The organism is Kitasatospora sp. NPDC053308 (genome assembly GCF_055585785.1).
This window is the reverse complement of record NZ_JBVJJY010000001.1, coordinates 1,058,708-1,076,920: the sequence shown is the minus strand read 5'-3', so window position 1 is coordinate 1,076,920 and position 18,213 is coordinate 1,058,708. Positions and strand designations below refer to the sequence as shown.

General features: G+C 70.6%; 16 protein-coding genes. 8 read left to right on the top strand and 8 right to left on the bottom strand.

Going from position 1 to position 18,213, the window contains the following annotated elements:
* Positions 1 to 26: 26 nt before the first annotated feature.
* Positions 27 to 491, top strand: a complete 465-nt coding sequence (locus tag ACZ6Y7_RS04975; protein WP_465756401.1) for a Uma2 family endonuclease — start codon at positions 27 to 29, stop codon at positions 489 to 491.
* A gap of 82 nt (positions 492 to 573) precedes the next feature.
* Here ACZ6Y7_RS04975 and ACZ6Y7_RS04970 read toward each other — a convergent pair whose 3' ends face one another.
* The 8 genes from ACZ6Y7_RS04970 to ACZ6Y7_RS04935 form a co-directional block, all read right to left on the bottom strand.
* Positions 574 to 1,851 (bottom strand): thymidine phosphorylase, encoded by a 1,278-nt coding sequence (locus ACZ6Y7_RS04970; protein WP_465756400.1) that lies wholly within the window; start codon positions 1,849 to 1,851, stop codon positions 574 to 576.
* Positions 1,852 to 1,972: 121 nt separating this feature from the next.
* Positions 1,973 to 2,374, bottom strand: coding sequence for a cytidine deaminase (locus ACZ6Y7_RS04965; protein ID WP_465756399.1), 402 nt, complete (start codon positions 2,372 to 2,374; stop codon positions 1,973 to 1,975).
* Positions 2,371 to 3,636 carry an ABC transporter permease gene (locus ACZ6Y7_RS04960; RefSeq protein WP_465756398.1) on the bottom strand — a complete coding sequence of 422 codons (1,266 nt, stop codon included), beginning with the start codon at positions 3,634 to 3,636 and terminating at the stop codon, positions 2,371 to 2,373. The genes ACZ6Y7_RS04965 and ACZ6Y7_RS04960 overlap by 4 nt, the downstream gene beginning before the upstream one ends.
* Entirely contained in the window at positions 3,633 to 4,790 is a 1,158-nt protein-coding gene (locus tag ACZ6Y7_RS04955; protein WP_465756397.1) for an ABC transporter permease, read from the bottom strand. Before ACZ6Y7_RS04955 ends, ACZ6Y7_RS04960 begins: the two co-directional genes overlap by 4 nt.
* A gap of 4 nt (positions 4,791 to 4,794) precedes the next feature.
* Positions 4,795 to 6,318 carry an ABC transporter ATP-binding protein gene (locus tag ACZ6Y7_RS04950; protein WP_465756477.1) on the bottom strand — a complete coding sequence of 508 codons (1,524 nt, stop codon included), beginning with the start codon at positions 6,316 to 6,318 and terminating at the stop codon, positions 4,795 to 4,797.
* A gap of 341 nt (positions 6,319 to 6,659) precedes the next feature.
* Positions 6,660 to 7,721, bottom strand: coding sequence for a BMP family lipoprotein (locus ACZ6Y7_RS04945; RefSeq protein ID WP_465756396.1), 1,062 nt, complete (start codon positions 7,719 to 7,721; stop codon positions 6,660 to 6,662).
* Between the two features lie 253 nt (positions 7,722 to 7,974).
* Positions 7,975 to 9,219 (bottom strand): amidohydrolase, encoded by a 1,245-nt coding sequence (locus ACZ6Y7_RS04940; protein WP_465756395.1) that lies wholly within the window; start codon positions 9,217 to 9,219, stop codon positions 7,975 to 7,977.
* Between the two features lie 213 nt (positions 9,220 to 9,432).
* Entirely contained in the window at positions 9,433 to 11,028 is a 1,596-nt protein-coding gene (locus ACZ6Y7_RS04935; RefSeq protein ID WP_465756394.1) for an acyl-CoA mutase large subunit family protein, read from the bottom strand.
* A 125-nt stretch (positions 11,029 to 11,153) separates the two neighbouring features.
* Between ACZ6Y7_RS04935 and ACZ6Y7_RS04930 the strand changes: the two genes are divergently transcribed.
* The 7 genes from ACZ6Y7_RS04930 to ACZ6Y7_RS04900 all read left to right on the top strand — a co-directional run bounded on the left by ACZ6Y7_RS04930 (position 11,154) and on the right by ACZ6Y7_RS04900 (position 18,174).
* On the top strand, positions 11,154 to 11,909 hold the full coding sequence (locus tag ACZ6Y7_RS04930) for an SDR family oxidoreductase (RefSeq protein WP_465756393.1): 756 nt from the start codon (positions 11,154 to 11,156) through the stop codon (positions 11,907 to 11,909).
* 72 nt (positions 11,910 to 11,981) lie between these two features.
* Positions 11,982 to 13,631, top strand: a complete 1,650-nt coding sequence (locus ACZ6Y7_RS04925; RefSeq protein ID WP_465756392.1) for an alpha/beta hydrolase — start codon at positions 11,982 to 11,984, stop codon at positions 13,629 to 13,631.
* Positions 13,632 to 13,940: 309 nt separating this feature from the next.
* A complete protein-coding gene (locus ACZ6Y7_RS04920; RefSeq protein ID WP_465756391.1) occupies positions 13,941 to 14,426 on the top strand; it encodes a 2-oxo-4-hydroxy-4-carboxy-5-ureidoimidazoline decarboxylase in 486 nt (161 codons plus the stop codon).
* 300 nt (positions 14,427 to 14,726) lie between these two features.
* Complete coding sequence (sdhC, locus tag ACZ6Y7_RS04915; RefSeq protein WP_033332398.1) at positions 14,727 to 15,107, top strand: succinate dehydrogenase, cytochrome b556 subunit; 381 nt, start codon at positions 14,727 to 14,729, stop codon at positions 15,105 to 15,107.
* Between the two features lie 8 nt (positions 15,108 to 15,115).
* Positions 15,116 to 15,607: a succinate dehydrogenase, hydrophobic membrane anchor protein gene (gene sdhD, locus ACZ6Y7_RS04910; RefSeq protein ID WP_465756390.1), complete on the top strand. Its 492-nt coding sequence runs from the start codon at positions 15,116 to 15,118 to the stop codon at positions 15,605 to 15,607.
* Between the two features lie 51 nt (positions 15,608 to 15,658).
* A complete protein-coding gene (gene sdhA / locus ACZ6Y7_RS04905) occupies positions 15,659 to 17,401 on the top strand; it encodes a succinate dehydrogenase flavoprotein subunit (protein WP_465756389.1) in 1,743 nt (580 codons plus the stop codon).
* On the top strand, positions 17,401 to 18,174 hold the full coding sequence (locus ACZ6Y7_RS04900) for a succinate dehydrogenase iron-sulfur subunit (RefSeq protein ID WP_402222455.1): 774 nt from the start codon (positions 17,401 to 17,403) through the stop codon (positions 18,172 to 18,174). The genes sdhA and ACZ6Y7_RS04900 overlap by 1 nt, the downstream gene beginning before the upstream one ends.
* Positions 18,175 to 18,213: the final 39 nt, after the last annotated feature.

Here is an 18,213-nt window from a genome sequence, read left to right as displayed (position 1 = left end):
CGGCGGGCGCCGATAGCCTCCGGAACATGAGCGCCGATCCAGCCGAGTACGCCCGGCTGCGCGAGATCGCGGATCAGCTGCCGAAGGTGCCGGGGATCGGGATGATCGAGATCGCCGACGGTCGGATCGTCATGGCGCTGTCGCCCGTGAAGCGCCACGAACTGGCCGTCCTCCGCCTCGCGCAGCAGCTCAACGCCCAACTGCCCACGACGCATCCCGGCTACATCGCCCACGGGGGCGCGGACGTGGAGGACGTCGGCCTCGGGCGGCTCCGGACCCCCGACCTGATGGTCTTCCCCGAGGAGGCGTTGGGCGACGACGAGCCCGCCTTCCTCCCCCACGAGATTCTCCTGGTGGTGGAGGTCGTCTCCGAGGCCGACCCTGAGAACGACAGGCATTCCGCTGTACCTTCTGGTCGATCCCCGGACGGGCACCGGCATCGTCCACGACGGGCCCGGCTACACCCACCGGAAGGACTTCGTCTTCGGTGACACGGTCACCGTCGGCCCGTGGAAACTCGACACCAGCGTCCTGCGGACGTACGCCTGAGCGTACGTCCGCAGGGGACGGGCATCAGGCGATGCGGTCCAGCACGATCGGGTTCGGGGTGAACTCCGTGCCGGCCGGGGCGACGGTGATGCCGCCGGCCAGGGCCTCGATGGCGTAGTCGTAGCGCTCCGGGGTGTCGGTGTGCAGAGTCAGCAGCGGCTGGCCGGCCACCACGGTGTCGCCCGGCTTGGCGTGCATCTCGACGCCGGCGCCGGCCTGCACCGGGTCCTCCTTGCGGGCGCGGCCGGCGCCCAGGCGCCAGGCGCAGACGCCGACGGCGTAGGCGTCGAGCTCGGTGAGCACGCCGGAGGCGGGCGCGGGGATGACGTGCTGCTCGCGGGCGACCGGGAGCGGGGCGTCCACGTCGCCGCCCTGGGCGGCGATCATGCGGCGCCAGTGGTCCATCGCGGAGCCGTCGCGCAGCGCGTCCGCCGGGTCCTTGCCGTGCACGCCGGCCGCGGCGAGCATCTCGCGGGCGAGCGCGAGGGTCAGCTCGACGACGTCGGCCGGGCCGCCGCCGGCCAGGACCTCGACGGACTCCCGGACCTCCAGCGCGTTGCCGGCGGTGAGCCCGAGCGGGGTGGACATGTCGGTGAGCAGCGCGACGGTGTTGACCCCGGCCGTGGTGCCCAGGCCGACCATGGTGCGGGCGAGCTCGCGGGCGTCGTCCAGGTTCTTCATGAACGCGCCGGAGCCGACCTTGACGTCCAGGACCAGCGCGCCGGTGCCCTCGGCGATCTTCTTGGACATGATCGAGGAGGCGATCAGCGGGATCGCCTCGACGGTGCCGGTGACGTCGCGCAGCGCGTACAGCTTCTTGTCGGCGGGCGCCAGGCCGTCACCGGCCGCGCAGATGACGGCGCCGGCGTCGCGCAGGACGTCCATCATCTCGTCGTTGGAGAGCAGGGCGCGCCAGCCGGGGATGGACTCCAGCTTGTCCAGGGTGCCGCCGGTGTGGCCGAGGCCGCGGCCGGAGAGCTGCGGGACGGCGGCGCCGCAGGCGGCGACCAGCGGGGCGAGCGGCAGGGTGATCTTGTCGCCGACGCCGCCGGTGGAGTGCTTGTCGCTGGTGGGCAGCGGCAGCGAGGAGAAGTCCATCCGGACGCCGGAGCGGATCATGGCGTCGGTCCAGCGGCTGATCTCGCGCGGCTGCATGCCGTTCAGGAGGATCGCCATGGCCAGGGCGGACATCTGCTCGTCGGCGACCTCGCCGCGGGTGTAGGCGTCGATGACCCAGTCGATCTGAGCGTCGCTCAGCTCTCCGCGGTCGCGCTTGGTCCTGATGACGGAGATGGCGTCCATGCGTGCTCCCAGTGCGGTTTCTAAAGCGTGGGGTTCTTGGTGCGTGAAATGCGAAGAGTGCCGCGAAATGACCGGGTTACGGCCCACTCGCGACACTCTACGCGCGTAACAAATGCAGATGCTAGAGCCGCTCCGGCCCGAACGCGTCGGGCAGGACCTCACTCATCGGCTTCACGCCGGAGGCGAGGTCCACCAGCAGCTCCGGACCGCCGTGCTCGTACAGCAGCTGCCGGCAGCGCCCGCACGGCATCAGCAGCTCGCCGGCGCCGTCCACACAGGTGAACGCGGTCAGCCGGCCGCCGCCGGTGGCGTGCAGCGCGGACACCAGCCCGCACTCGGCGCACAACCCGAGCCCGTACGAGGCGTTCTCGACGTTGCAGCCGGTGACCACCCGTCCGTCGTCCACCAGCGCGGCCGCACCGACCGGGAACCTGCTGTACGGGGCGTACGCGTGGCCCATCGCCTCGCGCGCCGCCCGGCGCAGCGCCTCCCAGTCGACCGCGGAGGCGTCCGGGGCGGTCACTTGCCCTGGCCCTTGCGGTAGACCTGGCCGTCCGCCTTGGGCATCCGCAGTCGCTGCGAGGCCAGCGAGAGCACCACCAGGGTGATCACGTACGGCGTGGCGACGATCAGCGGGCGCTGCACCTGGTCGGTCAGCGAGTACCAGGCGATCAGGCCGCCGGCGATCACGAAGGAGATCACCGTCGCGGTGTACTTGCGCCGGTACAGCTGCCACAGGGCGAGCAGGACCATCGCGACGCCGACGACGAGGATCAGCACGTGCACCGACTCCGGGTCGCGCAGCTGGAGGCTGTCGGTGAAGCCGAACAGGCCGGCGCCCATGGCGAGACCGCCGGGCATCCAGTTGCCGAAGATCATCGCCGCGAGGCCGATGAAGCCGCGGCCCAGGGTCTGGCCGTCCTTGTAGAAGTGCGCGGAGACCAGCGAGAGGTACGCGCCGCCGAGGCCCGCGAAGGCGCCGGAGGCGATGACCGCCAGGTACTTGTACTTGTAGACGTTGACGCCCAGCGACTCGGCCGCGGTCGGGTTCTCACCGCAGGAGCGCAGTCGCAGGCCGAAGACCGTGCGCCAGAGCGCGAAGTAGCTGGCCACGATCAGAGCGGCCGCCAGGATCACGACCACCGAGATGTTCGTGACCAGGCCGCCCAGCACGCCCGCGACGTCCGAGACGAAGAACCAGTGGTGGTTCTCGATGTCCTTCAGGGCCGAGGACAGCCCCGGGATGGTGATGTACGGCAGCGGATCCGCCGGCGGGGACTGGTTCGCCCCGGCACCGGCCGAGATGTAGTCCTTGTAGTAGATCCGGTTGACGTACGCGCAGATGCCGGGGATCAGCAGGTTGATGCCGACACCGGACACGATGTGGTCCACGCCGAAGGTGACGGTGATGATCGCGTGCAGCAGGCCGCCGAGCGCCCCGCCGAGCATGCCGGCCAGCAGACCGACCCACGGATTGACCAGGTAGCCCGCCCAGGCACCGCAGAAGGTGCCGGCGACCATCATGCCTTCGAGACCGATGTTGACCACACCGGCCCGCTCGGACCAGAGACCGCCGAGACCGGCCATGCCGATCGGCACGGCGGCGCTGAGCGCGGCGGTGACCTGACCGGAGGAGGTCAGCGAGTGGTTGCCGGTGGCCATGCCCACGGCGGAGAACAGCACCAGGGCACCCGCGATCAGCAGGAGCACCACGGGCCAGGACAGCTTGCGCTTCTTCGCAGGCGCGCCCGGCGCCTTCGGACGAGCGGCGGTAGCGGTGCTCATGCGGCGGACACCTCCTTCTTCTCAGTGGCCGCGAGCTGGGCGGCGAGCTGGGCGCCGACCTTCTGCTGCTGGCGCTTCAGGCCGTAGCGTCGCACCAGCTCGTACGCGACGACCACGCAGATGACGATGGTGCCCTGCATGACCGCGACGATCTCGGACGGGAAGCCGCCCTGCAGGGGCAGCTGCGCGCCGGTGGCGTCCAGGAAGGCGAACAGCAGGGCCGCGAAGGCCATGCCGACCGGGCTGTTCCGGCCGAGCAGCGCGATCGAGATGCCCAGGAAGCCCAGGCCGGGCTGGAAGCTCTGGCCGTAGTTGAAGGAGTTCTGCAGCAGCTCGGGCATGCCGATCAGACCGGCGATCCCACCGGAGACGAACATCGAGATGACGACCATCTTCTTGACGTTCACGCCGGAGGCGGTCGCGGCGGACTCCGAGCGGCCGGTGGCGCGCAGGTCGAAGCCGAACCGGGTGCGGGTCAGGGTGAACTGGAAGAGCACACCGACCAGGATCGCGATGAAGAGGAAGCCCCAGAGGGTGCCGCCGGCCGTCTCGATGCCGAAGAAGTGGCTGGACTGCGAGATCGGCTCGGTCTGGATCGAGTTGCTGGTGCCGCTGACCTTCGGCGCGAAGACGCCCGGGACGAGCAGCAGACCGACGATCGCGAGCGCGATGGCGTTCAGCATGATGGTCGCGATGACCTCGCTGACGCCGCGGTAGACCTTCAGCAGACCGGCGATGCTCGCGTACAGACCGCCGACCAGCATGGCGGTGACCAGCAGCAGCGGGATCTGGATGAACGCCGGCAGGTCGATCTGGGCGCCGATGTAGGCCGCGAACAGCGCCGCGACCTTGTACTGGCCCTCGACGCCGATGTTGAACAGGTTCATCCGGAACCCGAACGCGGCGGCCGCGGCGGCCAGGTAGTACGTGGTGGACCGGTTGAGAATCGCCACCTGGCCGTCCGACTTGGTGGCGTACGTGATCATCACGTTCCACGCGTCGAACGGGTTCTTGCCCGAGGTCGCCAGCAGGACGGAACAGATCGCGACGGAGAGCACGACCGCGAGCACCGGCGCCGCCAGTGCGAGCACGATCCGCTCACCGCTGATCCGCTGCGCCAGGCTGCGCTTGGCGGCGGGGTTGGGACTGGTCATGTGGTTACTCCCCCGCCTGCGGGTCGTCGGCGGTGTCGGACGGGTCGGTGCGCTCGGCCTCGGTGCCCTCCACGAGCGTCTCGTGGAACTCCTCGACGGCCTCCGGCTCGGACTCGATGTGGCCGCTGGCGGCACCGGTCATCGCGGTGCCCAGGTCCTCGGCGGTCACGGTGGCCGGGTCGGCGTCGGCGACCAGACGGCCGCGGTAGATGACCCGGATGGTGTCGGAGAGCCCGATCAGCTCGTCCAGGTCGGCGGAGATCAGCAGGACGGCCAGGCCGGCCCGCTGGGCGTTGCGGATGTGCTCCCAGATCTGGGCCTGCGCGCCGACGTCCACACCACGGGTGGGGTGGGCCGCGATCAGCAGCTTGGGCTGGTGGCTCATCTCGCGGCCGATGATCAGCTTCTGCTGGTTGCCGCCGGACAGCGAGGCAGCGGTGACCTCGATGCCGGGGGTGCGGACGTCGAACTCCTCGACGATCCGCCAGGTGTCCGTGCGGGCCGCGGCCGGGTCGAGCAGCGCGCCCTTGGAGTTGGGCGCCTCGGTGACGTGACCGAGGATCCGGTTCTCCCAGAGCGGGGCCTCCAGCAGCAGGCCGTGCTTGTGGCGGTCCTCGGGGATGTAGCCGATGCCGGCCTCGCGGCGGCCGCGGGTGAGGGTGCCGGAGAGGTCCTTGCCGTCCAGGGTGACGGTGCCGCCGTCCAGCGGCAGCATGCCCATGATGGCCTCGACCAGTTCGGCCTGGCCGTTGCCCTCGACACCCGCGATGCCGAGGATCTCGCCCTTGTGGATGCGCAGCGAGATGTCGTCCAGGACGACGCGCTCGATCCCCTCGGCGTCGGTCTTGGCGATCCGCAGGTCCTTGACGTCGAGCATCTCCGTCGTGGTGACGGTCGACTCGCGGCTCTCCGGGGAGGGAAGCTCGGCGCCGACCATCATCTCGGCGAGCTGACGGGCGGTGACGGCCTTCGGGTCGGCGTCGCCGACCGTGGTGCCGCGTCGGATGACGCTGATCGCGTCGGCCACCGCCAGCACCTCGTGCAGCTTGTGCGAGATGAAGATGACGGTGACGCCCTCGGACTTGAGCTCGCGCAGGTTGTCGAACAGCGCGTCGACCTCCTGCGGGACGAGGACGGCCGTGGGCTCGTCGAGGATCAGGATCTTGGCGCCGCGGTACAGCACCTTGAGGATCTCGACGCGCTGGCGGTCGGCGACGCCGAGGTCCTCGACCAGGGCGTCGGGGCGCACGCCCAGACCGTACTGGTCGGAGATCTCCTTGATCTTCGCCTTGGCCTTGGCGCCGATGCCGTGGATCTTCTCGCCGCCGAGGACGACGTTCTCCAGCACCGTGAGGTTGTCGGCCAGCATGAAGTGCTGGTGCACCATGCCGATGCCGCGGTCGATGGCGTCACCGGGGGTGTTGAACTCGCACAGCTCGCCGTTGATCGCGATGGTGCCCTCGTCCGGCTTCTGCATGCCGTAGAGGATCTTCATCAGCGTCGACTTGCCGGCGCCGTTCTCGCCCATCAGGGCGTGCACCGTGCCGGTGCGGACGGTGAGGTTGATGTCGTGGTTGGCCACGACACCGGGGAAGCGCTTGGTGATGCCGCGCAGTTCGACGGCCGGTGTCGCCGTCCCCGCGCTGGGGGTGCCGTCCTTGCGCAGGGGGACGGGATCGGATGCGGTGATGGCGATCTCCTGGTGGTCTGGAGGCGCGTCGTTGCGCTCGGAGGGCCAAGGGGGGAACGGGGGGACGGGACGGGGCCCGGGGGTACGCGTTGAGCGCACCCTGCCGGGCCCCTCCCGTGTGTCGATCATCGCGCTGCCGGGCAGTCGGCAGGCGCTGTCGCGTCCGAGACGCGCGGTCCTTACTGGGCCGGCGCGGTCGGGATGGTGGTGGCGCCGCTCTTGATGGCGTCGGCGGCGGCCTTCAGCTGCGGCTGGATGTCGTCGATCTTGCCGCCGGTGGTGGCGAGCGAGACACCGTCGGCCTTCAGGTCGAAGAGCTTGATGCCGGTGAAGGCGTTGCCCTTCTTGACCGAGTCGATGTACGCGTAGACCGCGTTGTCGACGTTCTTGACCATCGAGGTCATGATGCTGTTCTTGTACTTCGCCAGGGCCGGCTGGCTGGCCTGGTCGGAGTCGACACCGATGGCCAGGGCGCCCGGCTTGTTGGCGACGGCCTCGATGGCGCCGGCACCGGAGGAACCGGCGGCGGAGTAGATGATGTCCGCGCCCTTGTCGAGCTGGCCCTGCGCGGCCTCCTTGCCCTTGTCGGGCGAGTTGAAGCCGGTGAAGTCCGGAGGCGTGGTCAGGTAGGTGGTCTCGATCACGATGTTCGGGTCGACGGACTTGGCGCCCGCCTTGTAACCGGCCTCGAACTTCTTGATCAGCTCGGACTGCACACCACCGATGAAGCCGATGTGGTGGGCCTTCGACTTGTTGGCGGCGGCGACACCGGCCAGGTACGAACCCTCCTGCTCGGCGAAGAGCAGCGAGGTGACGTTGGACGGCTGGTCCTTGTCGTTCGAGTCGATGATCGCGAACTTGACGTTCGGGTTGTCCTTGGCGACCTTGTCGACCGCCGGCTGGTAGACGAAGCCGACCGCGATGATGGTCTTGTAGCCGGCGTCGACCAGGTTCTTGAGGCGGGTCTCCTTGTCGGCCTCGGCCTCGCCGGCCTTGGCCTCGGCCTCGGTCACGGAGGCGCCCAGCTCGGCCTTGGCCTTGTCGAGACCACGGGCGGCGGAGTCGTTGAACGACTGGTCGCCGCGACCGCCGATGTCGTAGGCCATGCCGACCTTGAGCGAGCCGTCGCCCGAGGCGGAGGAGGAGGTGCTGTCGGTGCTCTTTGCGCCGCAAGCGGCGAGCGAGGCGATGCCCAGGGAACCCGAGAGCACAACCGCGGCGAGCTTCATTGAACGGCGCAAGGGAGTTTCTCCTTCTGACACGCAACCGTTTGGCGTGGTCGGACGCCACCGTAACGCGCGTAGAACACGGTTGGGTTACGGGGTGCCAGAGCATTCGGGTTGTTATCAAACCGTGGTCTGACGGTCGTCCCGAGGCTCTCTCCCCTGCACGACGGTGGTCCGAGGTCGGTGCGCCCCAGTTTACGGAACCACCCTTGAACCCCGGAGGCCCACCGTCCGCCCACGTGTCGGCGCCCGACCCGCCGGTCTTGCGTCAGTCGCCCGGCGCCTCCAGGGCCAGCGCCGCGAACAGTTCGGCACCGATGCCGATCGCCCGCTCGTCCACGTCGAACCGGCCCTGGTGCAGGTCCCGGACGGTGGTGTCACCGGGGGCGCGGACGCCCAACCGGGCCAGCGCGCCCGGGGCGTGCTCCAGGTACCAGGAGAAGTCCTCGCCCCCGAGGCTCTGCTCGGTCCCCTCCACCGTGTCGGACCCGAAACGCGCGTGCATCATCTCGTCCAGTCGCGCGACCGAGACCGCTTCGTTGACCACCGGCGGCACCCCTCGGTGGTAGTCCAGCGTCCACTTGGCCCGGTAGGTCTCGGCCAGCTTGGCGATCAGTTCGTGCAGCAGGTCCGGCGCCTCGCGCCAGCCGTCCAGCTCCAGGCAGCGGACGGTGCCCTCCAGCTCGGCGTGCTGCGGGATGACGTTGGGCGCGGAGCCGGAGGCGATCCGTCCCCAGACCAGGCTGACCCCCCAGCGCGGGTCCATCCGGCGGGCCAGCGCGCCGGGGAGGTCGGCGGCCATCCGGGCCACCGCGGTGACCAGGTCGGTGGTCAGGTGCGGGCGGGCGGTGTGCCCGCCGGGGCCGTCCAGGTGCAGCACCAGGCGGTCGCAGGCCGAGGTGATCGCCCCGGTGCGCAGCGCGATCCGGCCGACCTCCACCTTGGGGTCGCAGTGCACCGCGAAGATCCGCCCGACGCGGTCCATCCCGCCCGCCTTGATCACGTCCAGCGCGCCGCCCGGCATGACCTCCTCGGCCGGCTGGAAGACCAGTCGGATGGGGCGGCGCAGCTCGCCGGTGCGGGCGGCCTCCGCCAGCACCAGGCCGGCGCCGAGCACCACCGCGGTGTGCACGTCGTGGCCGCAGGCGTGGGCCCGGCCGGGGACGGTCGAGCGGTAGGGCACGTCGGTCTTGGCGTCGTCGATGGGCAGTGCGTCGATGTCGGCGCGGAAGGCCAGGATCTGGGCGTCCGGGGCGGTGCCGGCCGGGACGATGTCGACGAGCAGGCCGGTGCCGCCGGGCAGCACCCGGGGGTCGAGGCCGGCCGCCACCAGTCGGTCGCGCAGCAGCCCGGTGGTGCGGAACTCCTGGCGGCCCAGCTCCGGGTGCCGGTGCAGATCACGGCGGAAGGCGATCAGCTCGGGCTCCAGCGCCCGCACCCGGTCGCGCAGTTCGACGGCGGGGCGTGCGTCGGCGAGAGTGGCGCCCGGCTGAGCGGGCTCAGGACGGTTCATCCCGCTAATCGTAGGCCTGTTGGGGGGATTTGGCCCGACTTCCGGAAAACCAGTCCCCGGATGGGCGCATACCGGCCGGACAGGTGGGTATGACATCTCGTTTCAGCCGCCTTCCCCGGGGTTGCTTGCCCTGTGCAACGATCCCCCCGGGCGGTGGTCACGGCCACCACCACCTCGGCGCCTCCCGGGCGTTGACGGCCGTTCAGGCGGTGATCAGAAGCGCTCCACCGGAGCGTACGTCCCCCACACCCCGCGCAGCGCGTCGCACACCTCGCCGACGGTCGCACGGGCGGCCAGCGCCTCCTTCATCGGGTACAGCACGTTCGCCGGGCCCTCGGCCGCGCGGCGCAGCGCGTCCAGCGCCCGGGCCACCTCGCCGGCGGAGCGCTCGGCCCGCAGCCGGGCCAGCCGTCCGGCCTGCTGCCGCTCGATCGCCGGGTCCACCCGCAGCGGCTGGTACGGCTCCTCCGTGTCCGACCGGAACCGGTTGACGCCGACCACGGTCCGCTCCCCGGCGTCGGTCTCCCGCTGGACGCGGTAGGCGGTGCGTTCGATCTCGCCCTTCTGGAACCCCCGCTCGATCGCCGCCACCGCGCCGCCCTGGTCCTCGATCCGGGCCATCAGCGCCAGCGCGGCGGCCTCCAGCCCGTCGGTGAGCGACTCGACGGCGTACGAACCGGCGAACGGGTCGACGGTGGCGGTCACGTCGGTCTCGTGGGCGAGCACCTGCTGGGTCCGCAGGGCCAACCGGGCGGCCTTCTCGGTGGGCAGCGCGATCGCCTCGTCGTAGCTGTTCGTGTGCAGCGACTGGGTGCCGCCGAGCACGGCGGCGAGCGCCTGCACGGTGACCCGGGCCAGGTTGACCTCGGGTTGCTGGGCGGTGAGCTGCACCCCGGCGGTCTGGGTGTGGAACCGCAGCATCTGCGAGCGGGGTTCCCGCGCACCGAAGTCCTCGCGCATGATCCTGGCCCACATCCTGCGCGCGGCACGGAACTTGGCCACTTCCTCCAGGAGCGTCGTGCGGGCCACGAAGAAGAACGAGAGCCGGGGCGCGAACTCGTCCACCGCCATCCCGGCGGCGATCGCGGTACGGACGTAGGCGATGCCGTTGGCCAGGGTGAAGGCGATCTCCTGCGCGGGATCGGCCCCGGCCTCGGCCATGTGGTAGCCGGAGATGGAGATGGTGTTCCAGCGCGGGATCTCGGCCCGGCAGTACCGGAACAGGTCGGCGACCAGCCGCAGCGAGGGCTGCGGCGGGAAGATGTACGTGCCCCGGGCGATGTACTCCTTCAGCACGTCGTTCTGGACCGTGCCGGTCAGCGCGGACGGCGCCACGCCCTGGGCCTCGCCCACCAGCTGGTAGAGGAGCAGGAGCAGCGCGGCGGGCGCGTTGATGGTCATCGAGGTGGACACCCCGCCGAGCGGGATGCCGTCGAACAGGACCGCCATGTCCTCGACGCTGTCCACCGCCACGCCCACCTTGCCGACCTCCCCGGCCGCGAGCGGGGCGTCCGAGTCGTAGCCCATCTGGGTGGGCAGGTCGAAGGCGACGGACAGGCCGGTGCCGCCGCCCGCGATCAGCTGCCGGTAGCGGGCGTTGGACTCGGCGGCGGTGCCGAAGCCCGCGTACTGGCGCATCGTCCAGGGCCGGCCGGTGTACATCGTCGGGTGGACGCCGCGGGTGAAGGGGTACTCCCCCGGCCGGCCGAGGCGGGTCGCCGGGTCCCAGTCGGCCAGCGCCTCGGGGCCGTACAGGGGCTCGATCGGGAGGCCCGACTCCGAACGGCGGGCGGATTCTGCGGCGGCCATGGGTCTCTCCACGGGTCGGCGGGGGAGGGAGGCGGTCCTCGCAATGTAGAGCGCGACCGGGCGGCGGGGGCGCCGACGCGGTTGAGATGATCGGGTGAACGACCGATGAGCCCCAGGGAGTGGCAATGACCGAGCAGAAGGTGGCCGTGGTCACCGGTGCCAGCAGCGGAATCGGCGCGGCGACCGCCCGCCGGCTGGCCGCCGAGGGCTTCGACGTGGTGCTGACCGCCCGCCGCACCGAGCGGATCGAGGCGCTGGCCAAGGAGATCGCCGACCGGGGCGGTTCGGCGCGGGCCGTCACGCTGGACGTCACCGACCGGGCCGCCGTGGACGCCTTCGCGGCCGAGGTCGGCCGGGTGGACGTCCTGGTGAACAACGCCGGCGGCGCGATCGGCGCCGAGACGGTCGAGCAGGGCGACCCGGCCGACTGGCGGGCCATGTACGAGGTGAACGTGCTCGGCGTGCTGCACGTGACGCAGGCGCTGCTGCCGGCCCTGCGGGCCACCGGCGACGGCACGGTGCTGGTGCTCTCCTCGACCGCCGCCCTGGCCGCGTACGAGGGCGGCGGTGGGTACGTCGCCGCCAAGCACGCCGCGCACACCATCGCGGCCACCCTGCGGCTGGAGCTGTGCGGGGAGCCGATCCGGGTGATCGAGATCGCACCCGGCATGGTGAAGTCCGAGGGCTTCGCGGTCACCCGCTTCCGCGGCGACGAGGAGAAGGCGGCCGCGGTGTACGCGGGCGTGGCCGAGCCGCTGACCTCGGAGGACATCGCGGACACCGTGGCGTGGACGGTCACCCGGCCCTCGCACGTCAACATCGACCTGCTGGTGGTCCGCCCCCGGGCGCAGGCCGCCAACCACAAGGTCCACCGCGGCTGAGCCCGGCCGGGCGGGCGGGCCCCGCGGGGGGTCAAGATCGAACGCGTCACCACCCGGTGGTACACACGTGCGATGAGAACCTTCCGGGCCGCCCGCCCACGAGTCCTGCTGACCGCGGCCGCGGCGGGCACCCTCCTCCTCGCCACGGCCTGCGACGGCACCAGCGCCCCGGCCCAGGACAAGGCCGCCGGCGCCTCGGCGCCCGCCGCCGCGAGCAGCGCGGCCGCCCCGACGGCGACCACCCGGCCCGGCGGCGAGGCCGACCCGGCGCTCAAGCCCTTCTACGGCCAGCAGATCACCTGGGCGGCCTGCCCGGCCGACCCCCAGGCCGGCCAGGCCAGGGTCGACACCTCCGCGATGACCTGCGGAAAGCTGCACGTCCCGCTCGACTACGCCAACCCCGGCAACGACGCGATCGACCTCGCGCTGATCAAGTACCCGGCCGCCAAGCCGAACCAGCGGATCGGCTCGCTGATGGTCAACCCCGGCGGCCCCGGCGGCTCCGGCGTCGAGATGGTCAAGTACGGCGCCAAGGACTTCGTCGGCGCCCTGCACAACCGCTTCGACGTGATCGGCTTCGACCCCCGCGGCACCGGCGACAGCTCGCCGGTCGTCTGCTACGACGACAAGCAGCACGACGCCGCCGAGCAGCAGGACGAACCGCTGGACCCGGCCGAGCGCAAGGCCGCGCACATCAAGCAGTCCACCGAGCACGCCGCCGCCTGCCAGGCCAAGTCCGGCAAGCTGCTGCCCTTCGTCGGCACCCGCAACACCGCCCGCGACCTGGACGTGCTGCGCGCCGTGGTCGGCGACCGGAAGCTCAACTACCTCGGCATCTCCTACGGGACCTACCTCGGCGCCCTCTACGCCGAGGAGTTCCCGAAGAACACCGGCCGACTGGTCCTGGACGGCGCCGTCGACCCCGCGCAGGACACCCTGGACCACGGCGTCGACCAGCAGATCGGCTTCGAGAAGTCCTTCGAGCGCTTCGCCGCCGACTGCGTGGAGAACCACGCCGACGAGTGCCCGCTCGGCAAGGACAGGTCCGCGGCCGCCAAGAAGGCCGCCGACTTCCTGGACGGCCTGCGCGACGGCCCGCTGCCCACCAAGGACGGCCGCAAGCTCGGCAGCGACCAGGCCTGGACCGGCACCATCCAGACGCTCTACGGCGACGAGAAGACCTCCTGGACGTACCTGCGGGCCGCCCTCGTCATGGCGATGCAGGCGAAGCGCGGCGACCTGCTGCTGGCCTTCGCCGACGACTACAACGGCCGCGACGCGAACGGCCACTACAGCCCGATCGAGGAGGCCAACAGCGCGATCAGCTGCGCCGACGCCGCCCGCCCCGCGCCCACCCCCGAGCACGCCAAGGCCGCCGTGGACCGGCTGCTCGCCGAGGCGCCGCTGCTGTCCAAGGGCGTCACGGTGGACGACTACAGCGAGCCCGGCTGCGCCTACTGGCCGTTCAAGACGTCGGAGAAGCCGCACACCATCCGGGCCGAGGGCAGCGCCCCGATCCTGGTGGTCGGCACCACCGGGGACCCGGCCACCCCGTACGCCTCGGCCGAGTCGCTGGCCAAGGGCTTCGCCGACGCGACCCTGCTCACCCGGGTCGGCGAGGGCCACGGCGCCTTCGGCAAGGGCAACGTCTGCATCGACCGGGCCCTGGAGGCCTACCTGACCGAGGGCACGATGCCGGCCGCGGGCACCCGCTGCTCCTGAACCGGCCCGGCCCGGCGGCACCGGCGGTTAGCAGATGAACGCGGGGAGGGCGCTGACGCGAAGGTGTCAACGTCACAACTTGATAGCTCGTCCGGATGAATTCGGCGCGCGCCCTCCCCAACTGATGACGCCTCAACTACCTTGGAGGCGCAGCCCGACCGGCGTCGGGCGCCGCCCCGCAGCCCCATACTTCAGCTGCCCCACCACCCCACCCCACCGGCACCTTCCCGCCCTCACGAGGAGGACCCGCTGGCCAGCGACATCCCGTCACAGCGGCTCGACGTCAGCACGGAGCCGACCCTCCTCGGGTTGCACCGCTTCAACGAGGCCGACCCCGGCGCCGCCGAGGAGGCCCTGCTGGCCTGCTGCGGCAGCCACCGCTGGGCCCTGCGGCTCACCGCGCACCGGCCGTACCCCGACATAGAGTCCCTGCTGGCCGCCGCCAGCGAGGCCTCCTACGACCTCCGCCCGGCCGACCTCGCCGAGGCGCTGGCCGACGAGAGCTGGATGCCGCAGCCGCTGCTCGGCATGCGGGCCCCCGGAAGCCAGGCCGCGCACACCGCGCTGCGGGCGGCGCACGCCGCGTACGAGGCCCGGTTCGGCCACGTCTTCGTGGTCTGCCTGGAGGGCGTCGCCCCGGAGGAGATGCTCGACGCCGTGCTCTCCTCCATCCGCACCCGGCTGGCCAACGACCCGGACGAGGAACGGCTGATCGCGGCGGACGAGCTCCGCCGGATCGCCCTCACCCGCCTGGAGCACCTGGTCGCCACCCATTCGGAGGCCGGGGCCCGCTGAACCGGCCCCCCTCGCCCTCCGTTCATCCGTGCGAGTGATCCGCCCGGACGGATGAAGGCCGACCCCCGCGCCCCGCACCCACCGGTGCGGGGCGCGGTCGCGCCGTCACCCCCCGTGGCGAATTCCGGTTCGGTTCCCGCCCCACTAGGCCAGAAGTGCCTGATTGATCACACCTGGGGCCCCCGGAGGCGGTACGCGAGAAGGCGTCGATAGGATGCTCGCGGCCGGTGGACCGTACCCGGCCGGGCTGACCGACACCGAAGCCGGCCGAGCCCCCAATCGCTTCCGGAGGGTTTTTCCGTGCCGGCTGGAACGCTGTACCGCGGCCGGGAAGGCATGTGGAGCTGGGTGGCTCATCGAGTCACCGGCGTCCTCATCTTCTTCTTCCTGTTCGCCCACGTCCTCGACACCGCCCTGGTGAGGGTGTCGCCGGAGTCCTACGACACCGTCATCCAGACGTACAAGACTCCCCTCGTGAACCTGATGGAGTACGGCCTGGTGGCCGCCATCCTGTTCCACGCCCTCAACGGCCTGCGGGTCGTCGCGGTGGACTTCTGGTCCAAGGGCCCGAAGTACCAGAAGCAGATGCTCTGGACCGTCGTCGGCGTCTGGGTCGTCCTGATGGCCGGCTCCTTCTACGGGATCCTGCAGCACACGCTGATCTCCTGGTTCGGGAAGTGAGCTGAGACATGAGCACGGAAATCTCCGACGCCGTCGTCGTCCCCTCGAAGCAGGCGCACACCGGCAAGGGCCTCGGCACCGGCAACCCGGCCGACGCGTTCGTCATCGAGCCGCCGCGCAAGCGGACCGCGAAGACCCCGCGCCGCACCCGCACCAACTTCGAGATGCTGGCCTGGCTCTTCATGCGCCTGTCCGGCGTCGTCCTGGTCGCGCTGATCCTCGGCCACCTGATCATCATGCTGATCCTCGACGGCGGCGTGTCCAAGATCGGCTTCGCCTTCGTGGCCGGTCGCTGGGCCTCGCCGTTCTGGCAGGGCTGGGACCTCCTGATGCTGTGGCTCGCCATGCTGCACGGCGCCAACGGCATGCGTCAGGTCATCAACGACTACGCCGAGAAGGACTCGACCCGGCTCTGGCTCAAGGGGCTCATGGGTACCGCCACGGTCTTCACCGTGCTGCTGGGCACCCTGGTGATCTTCACCTTCGACCCCAACATCTGAGCCGCGAGCACCATCGACCATCGGCAGAGGCCAGAGGCGAGTTAACCCCCCATGCAGATTCACCAGTACGACACCGTCATCGTCGGCGCCGGCGGCGCCGGCATGCGCGCGGCCATCGAGTCCACGCAGCGCAGCCGCACCGCGGTCCTGACCAAGCTCTACCCCACCCGGTCCCACACCGGCGCGGCCCAGGGCGGCATGTGCGCCGCCCTCGCCAACGTCGAGGAGGACAACTGGGAGTGGCACACCTTCGACACGGTCAAGGGTGGTGACTACCTGGTCGACCAGGACGCCGCCGAGATCATGTGCAAGGAGGCCATCGACGCCGTCCTCGACCTGGAGAAGATGGGCCTGCCCTTCTCCCGCACCGAGCAGGGCCGGATCGACCAGCGCCGCTTCGGCGGTCACTCCCGCAACCACGGCGAGGCCCCGGTCCGCCGCTCGTGCTACGCGGCCGACCGCACCGGCCACATGATCCTCCAGACGCTGTTCCAGAACTGCGTCAAGCACGGCGTCGAGTTCTTCAACGAGTTCTACGTCCTCGACCTGCTGATCAACGAGGGCAAGACCGCCGGCGTCGTCGCCTACGAGCTGGCCACCGGCGAGATCCACGTCTTCCAGGCCAAGTCGGTCGTGTTCGCCTCCGGCGGCACCGGCAAGATGTTCAAGGTCTCCTCGAACGCCCACACCCTCACCGGTGACGGCCAGGCGGTGGCCTACCGCCGCGGCCTGCCCCTGGAGGACATGGAGTTCTTCCAGTTCCACCCGACGGGCATCTGGCGCATGGGCATCCTGCTCACCGAGGGCGCCCGCGGCGAGGGCGGCATCCTGCGCAACAAGGACGGCGAGCGCTTCATGGAGCGCTACGCCCCCGTCATGAAGGACCTCGCGTCCCGTGACGTCTGCTCCCGCGCGATCTACACCGAGATCCGCGAAGGCCGCGGCTGCGGTCCGGACGGCGACCACGTCTACCTGGACCTCACCCACCTGCCGCCGGAGCAGCTGGACGCCAAGCTCCCGGACATCACCGAGTTCGCGCGCACCTACCTCGGCATCGAGCCCTACACGGACCCGATCCCGATCCAGCCCACCGCGCACTACGCCATGGGCGGCATCCCGACCAACGTCGAGGGTGAGGTCCTGCGCAACAACACGGACATCGTCCCGGGCCTGTACGCGGCCGGCGAGGTCGCCTGCGTGTCCGTGCACGGCGCCAACCGCCTGGGCACCAACTCGCTGCTGGACATCAACGTGTTCGGCCGTCGCGCGGGCATCGCCGCCGCCGACTACGCCAACGCCAACGAGTTCGTGCCGCTCCCGGAGAACCCGGAGCAGCTCGTCCAGCAGATGGTGGACCAGCTGCGCGAGTCCACCGGCACCGAGTCCGTGGGGCAGATCCGCAAGGAGCTGCAGGAGACCATGGACGCCAACGCGATGGTGTACCGCACCGGCGCCACCCTGAAGCAGGCGGTCGAGGACATCGCCGCGCTGAAGGAGCGCTACAAGAACGTCTCCATCCAGGACAAGGGCTTCCGTTACAACACGGACCTCCTGGAGGCCATCGAGCTGGGCAACCTGCTCGACCTGGCCGAGGTGCTGGCCGTCTCCGCGCTGGCCCGCGAGGAGTCCCGCGGCGGCCACTACCGCGAGGACTTCCCGACCCGCGACGACGTGAAGTTCATGCAGCACACCATGGCGTACCAGGAGGTCGCCGCCGACGGCAGCACCTCCATCCGCCTCGACTACAAGCCGGTCGTCACGACCCGCTACCAGCCGATGGAGCGTAAGTACTGATGAGCACTCCGACCGTGGAGAAGCACTCGGCCGCTCTGGACGCGGCCGAGGCCGGCGGCACGCAGCTGATCACCGTCACCTTCCGGATCCGCCGGTTCAACCCGGAGGAGCACCCGGACCCGGTGTGGGTCGACTACCAGCTGGAGATGGACCCGAAGGAGCGCGTCCTGGACGCGCTCAACAAGATCAAGTGGGAGCAGGACGGCACCCTCACCTACCGCCGTTCCTGCGCGCACGGCATCTGCGGCTCCGACGCCATGCGGATCAACGGCCGCAACCGGCTGGCGTGCAAGACCCTGATCAAGGACGTCAACCCGGAGAAGCCGATCACGATCGAGGCCATCAAGGGCCTGACGGTCCTCAAGGACCTGGTCGTGGACATGGACCCGTTCTTCCAGGCGTACAAGGACGTCATGCCGTTCCTCATCACCAAGGGGAACGAGCCGACCCGCGAGCGCCTGCAGTCCGCCGAGGACCGCGAGCGCTTCGACGACACCACCAAGTGCATCCTGTGCGCCGCGTGCACGTCGTCCTGCCCGGTGTTCTGGAACGACGGCCAGTACTTCGGCCCCGCCGCCATCGTCAACGCGCACCGCTTCATCTTCGACTCGCGCGACGAGGGCGCCGAGCAGCGCCTGGAGATCCTCAACGACCGCGAGGGCGTGTGGCGCTGCCGCACCACCTTCAACTGCTCCGAGGCCTGCCCGCGTGGCATCGAGGTCACCAAGGCGATCCAGGAAGTGAAGCGGGCGCTGGTCACCCGCCGCTTCTGATCACCGCCCGACAACCCGAAGGCCCCCGCCCGATCCGAG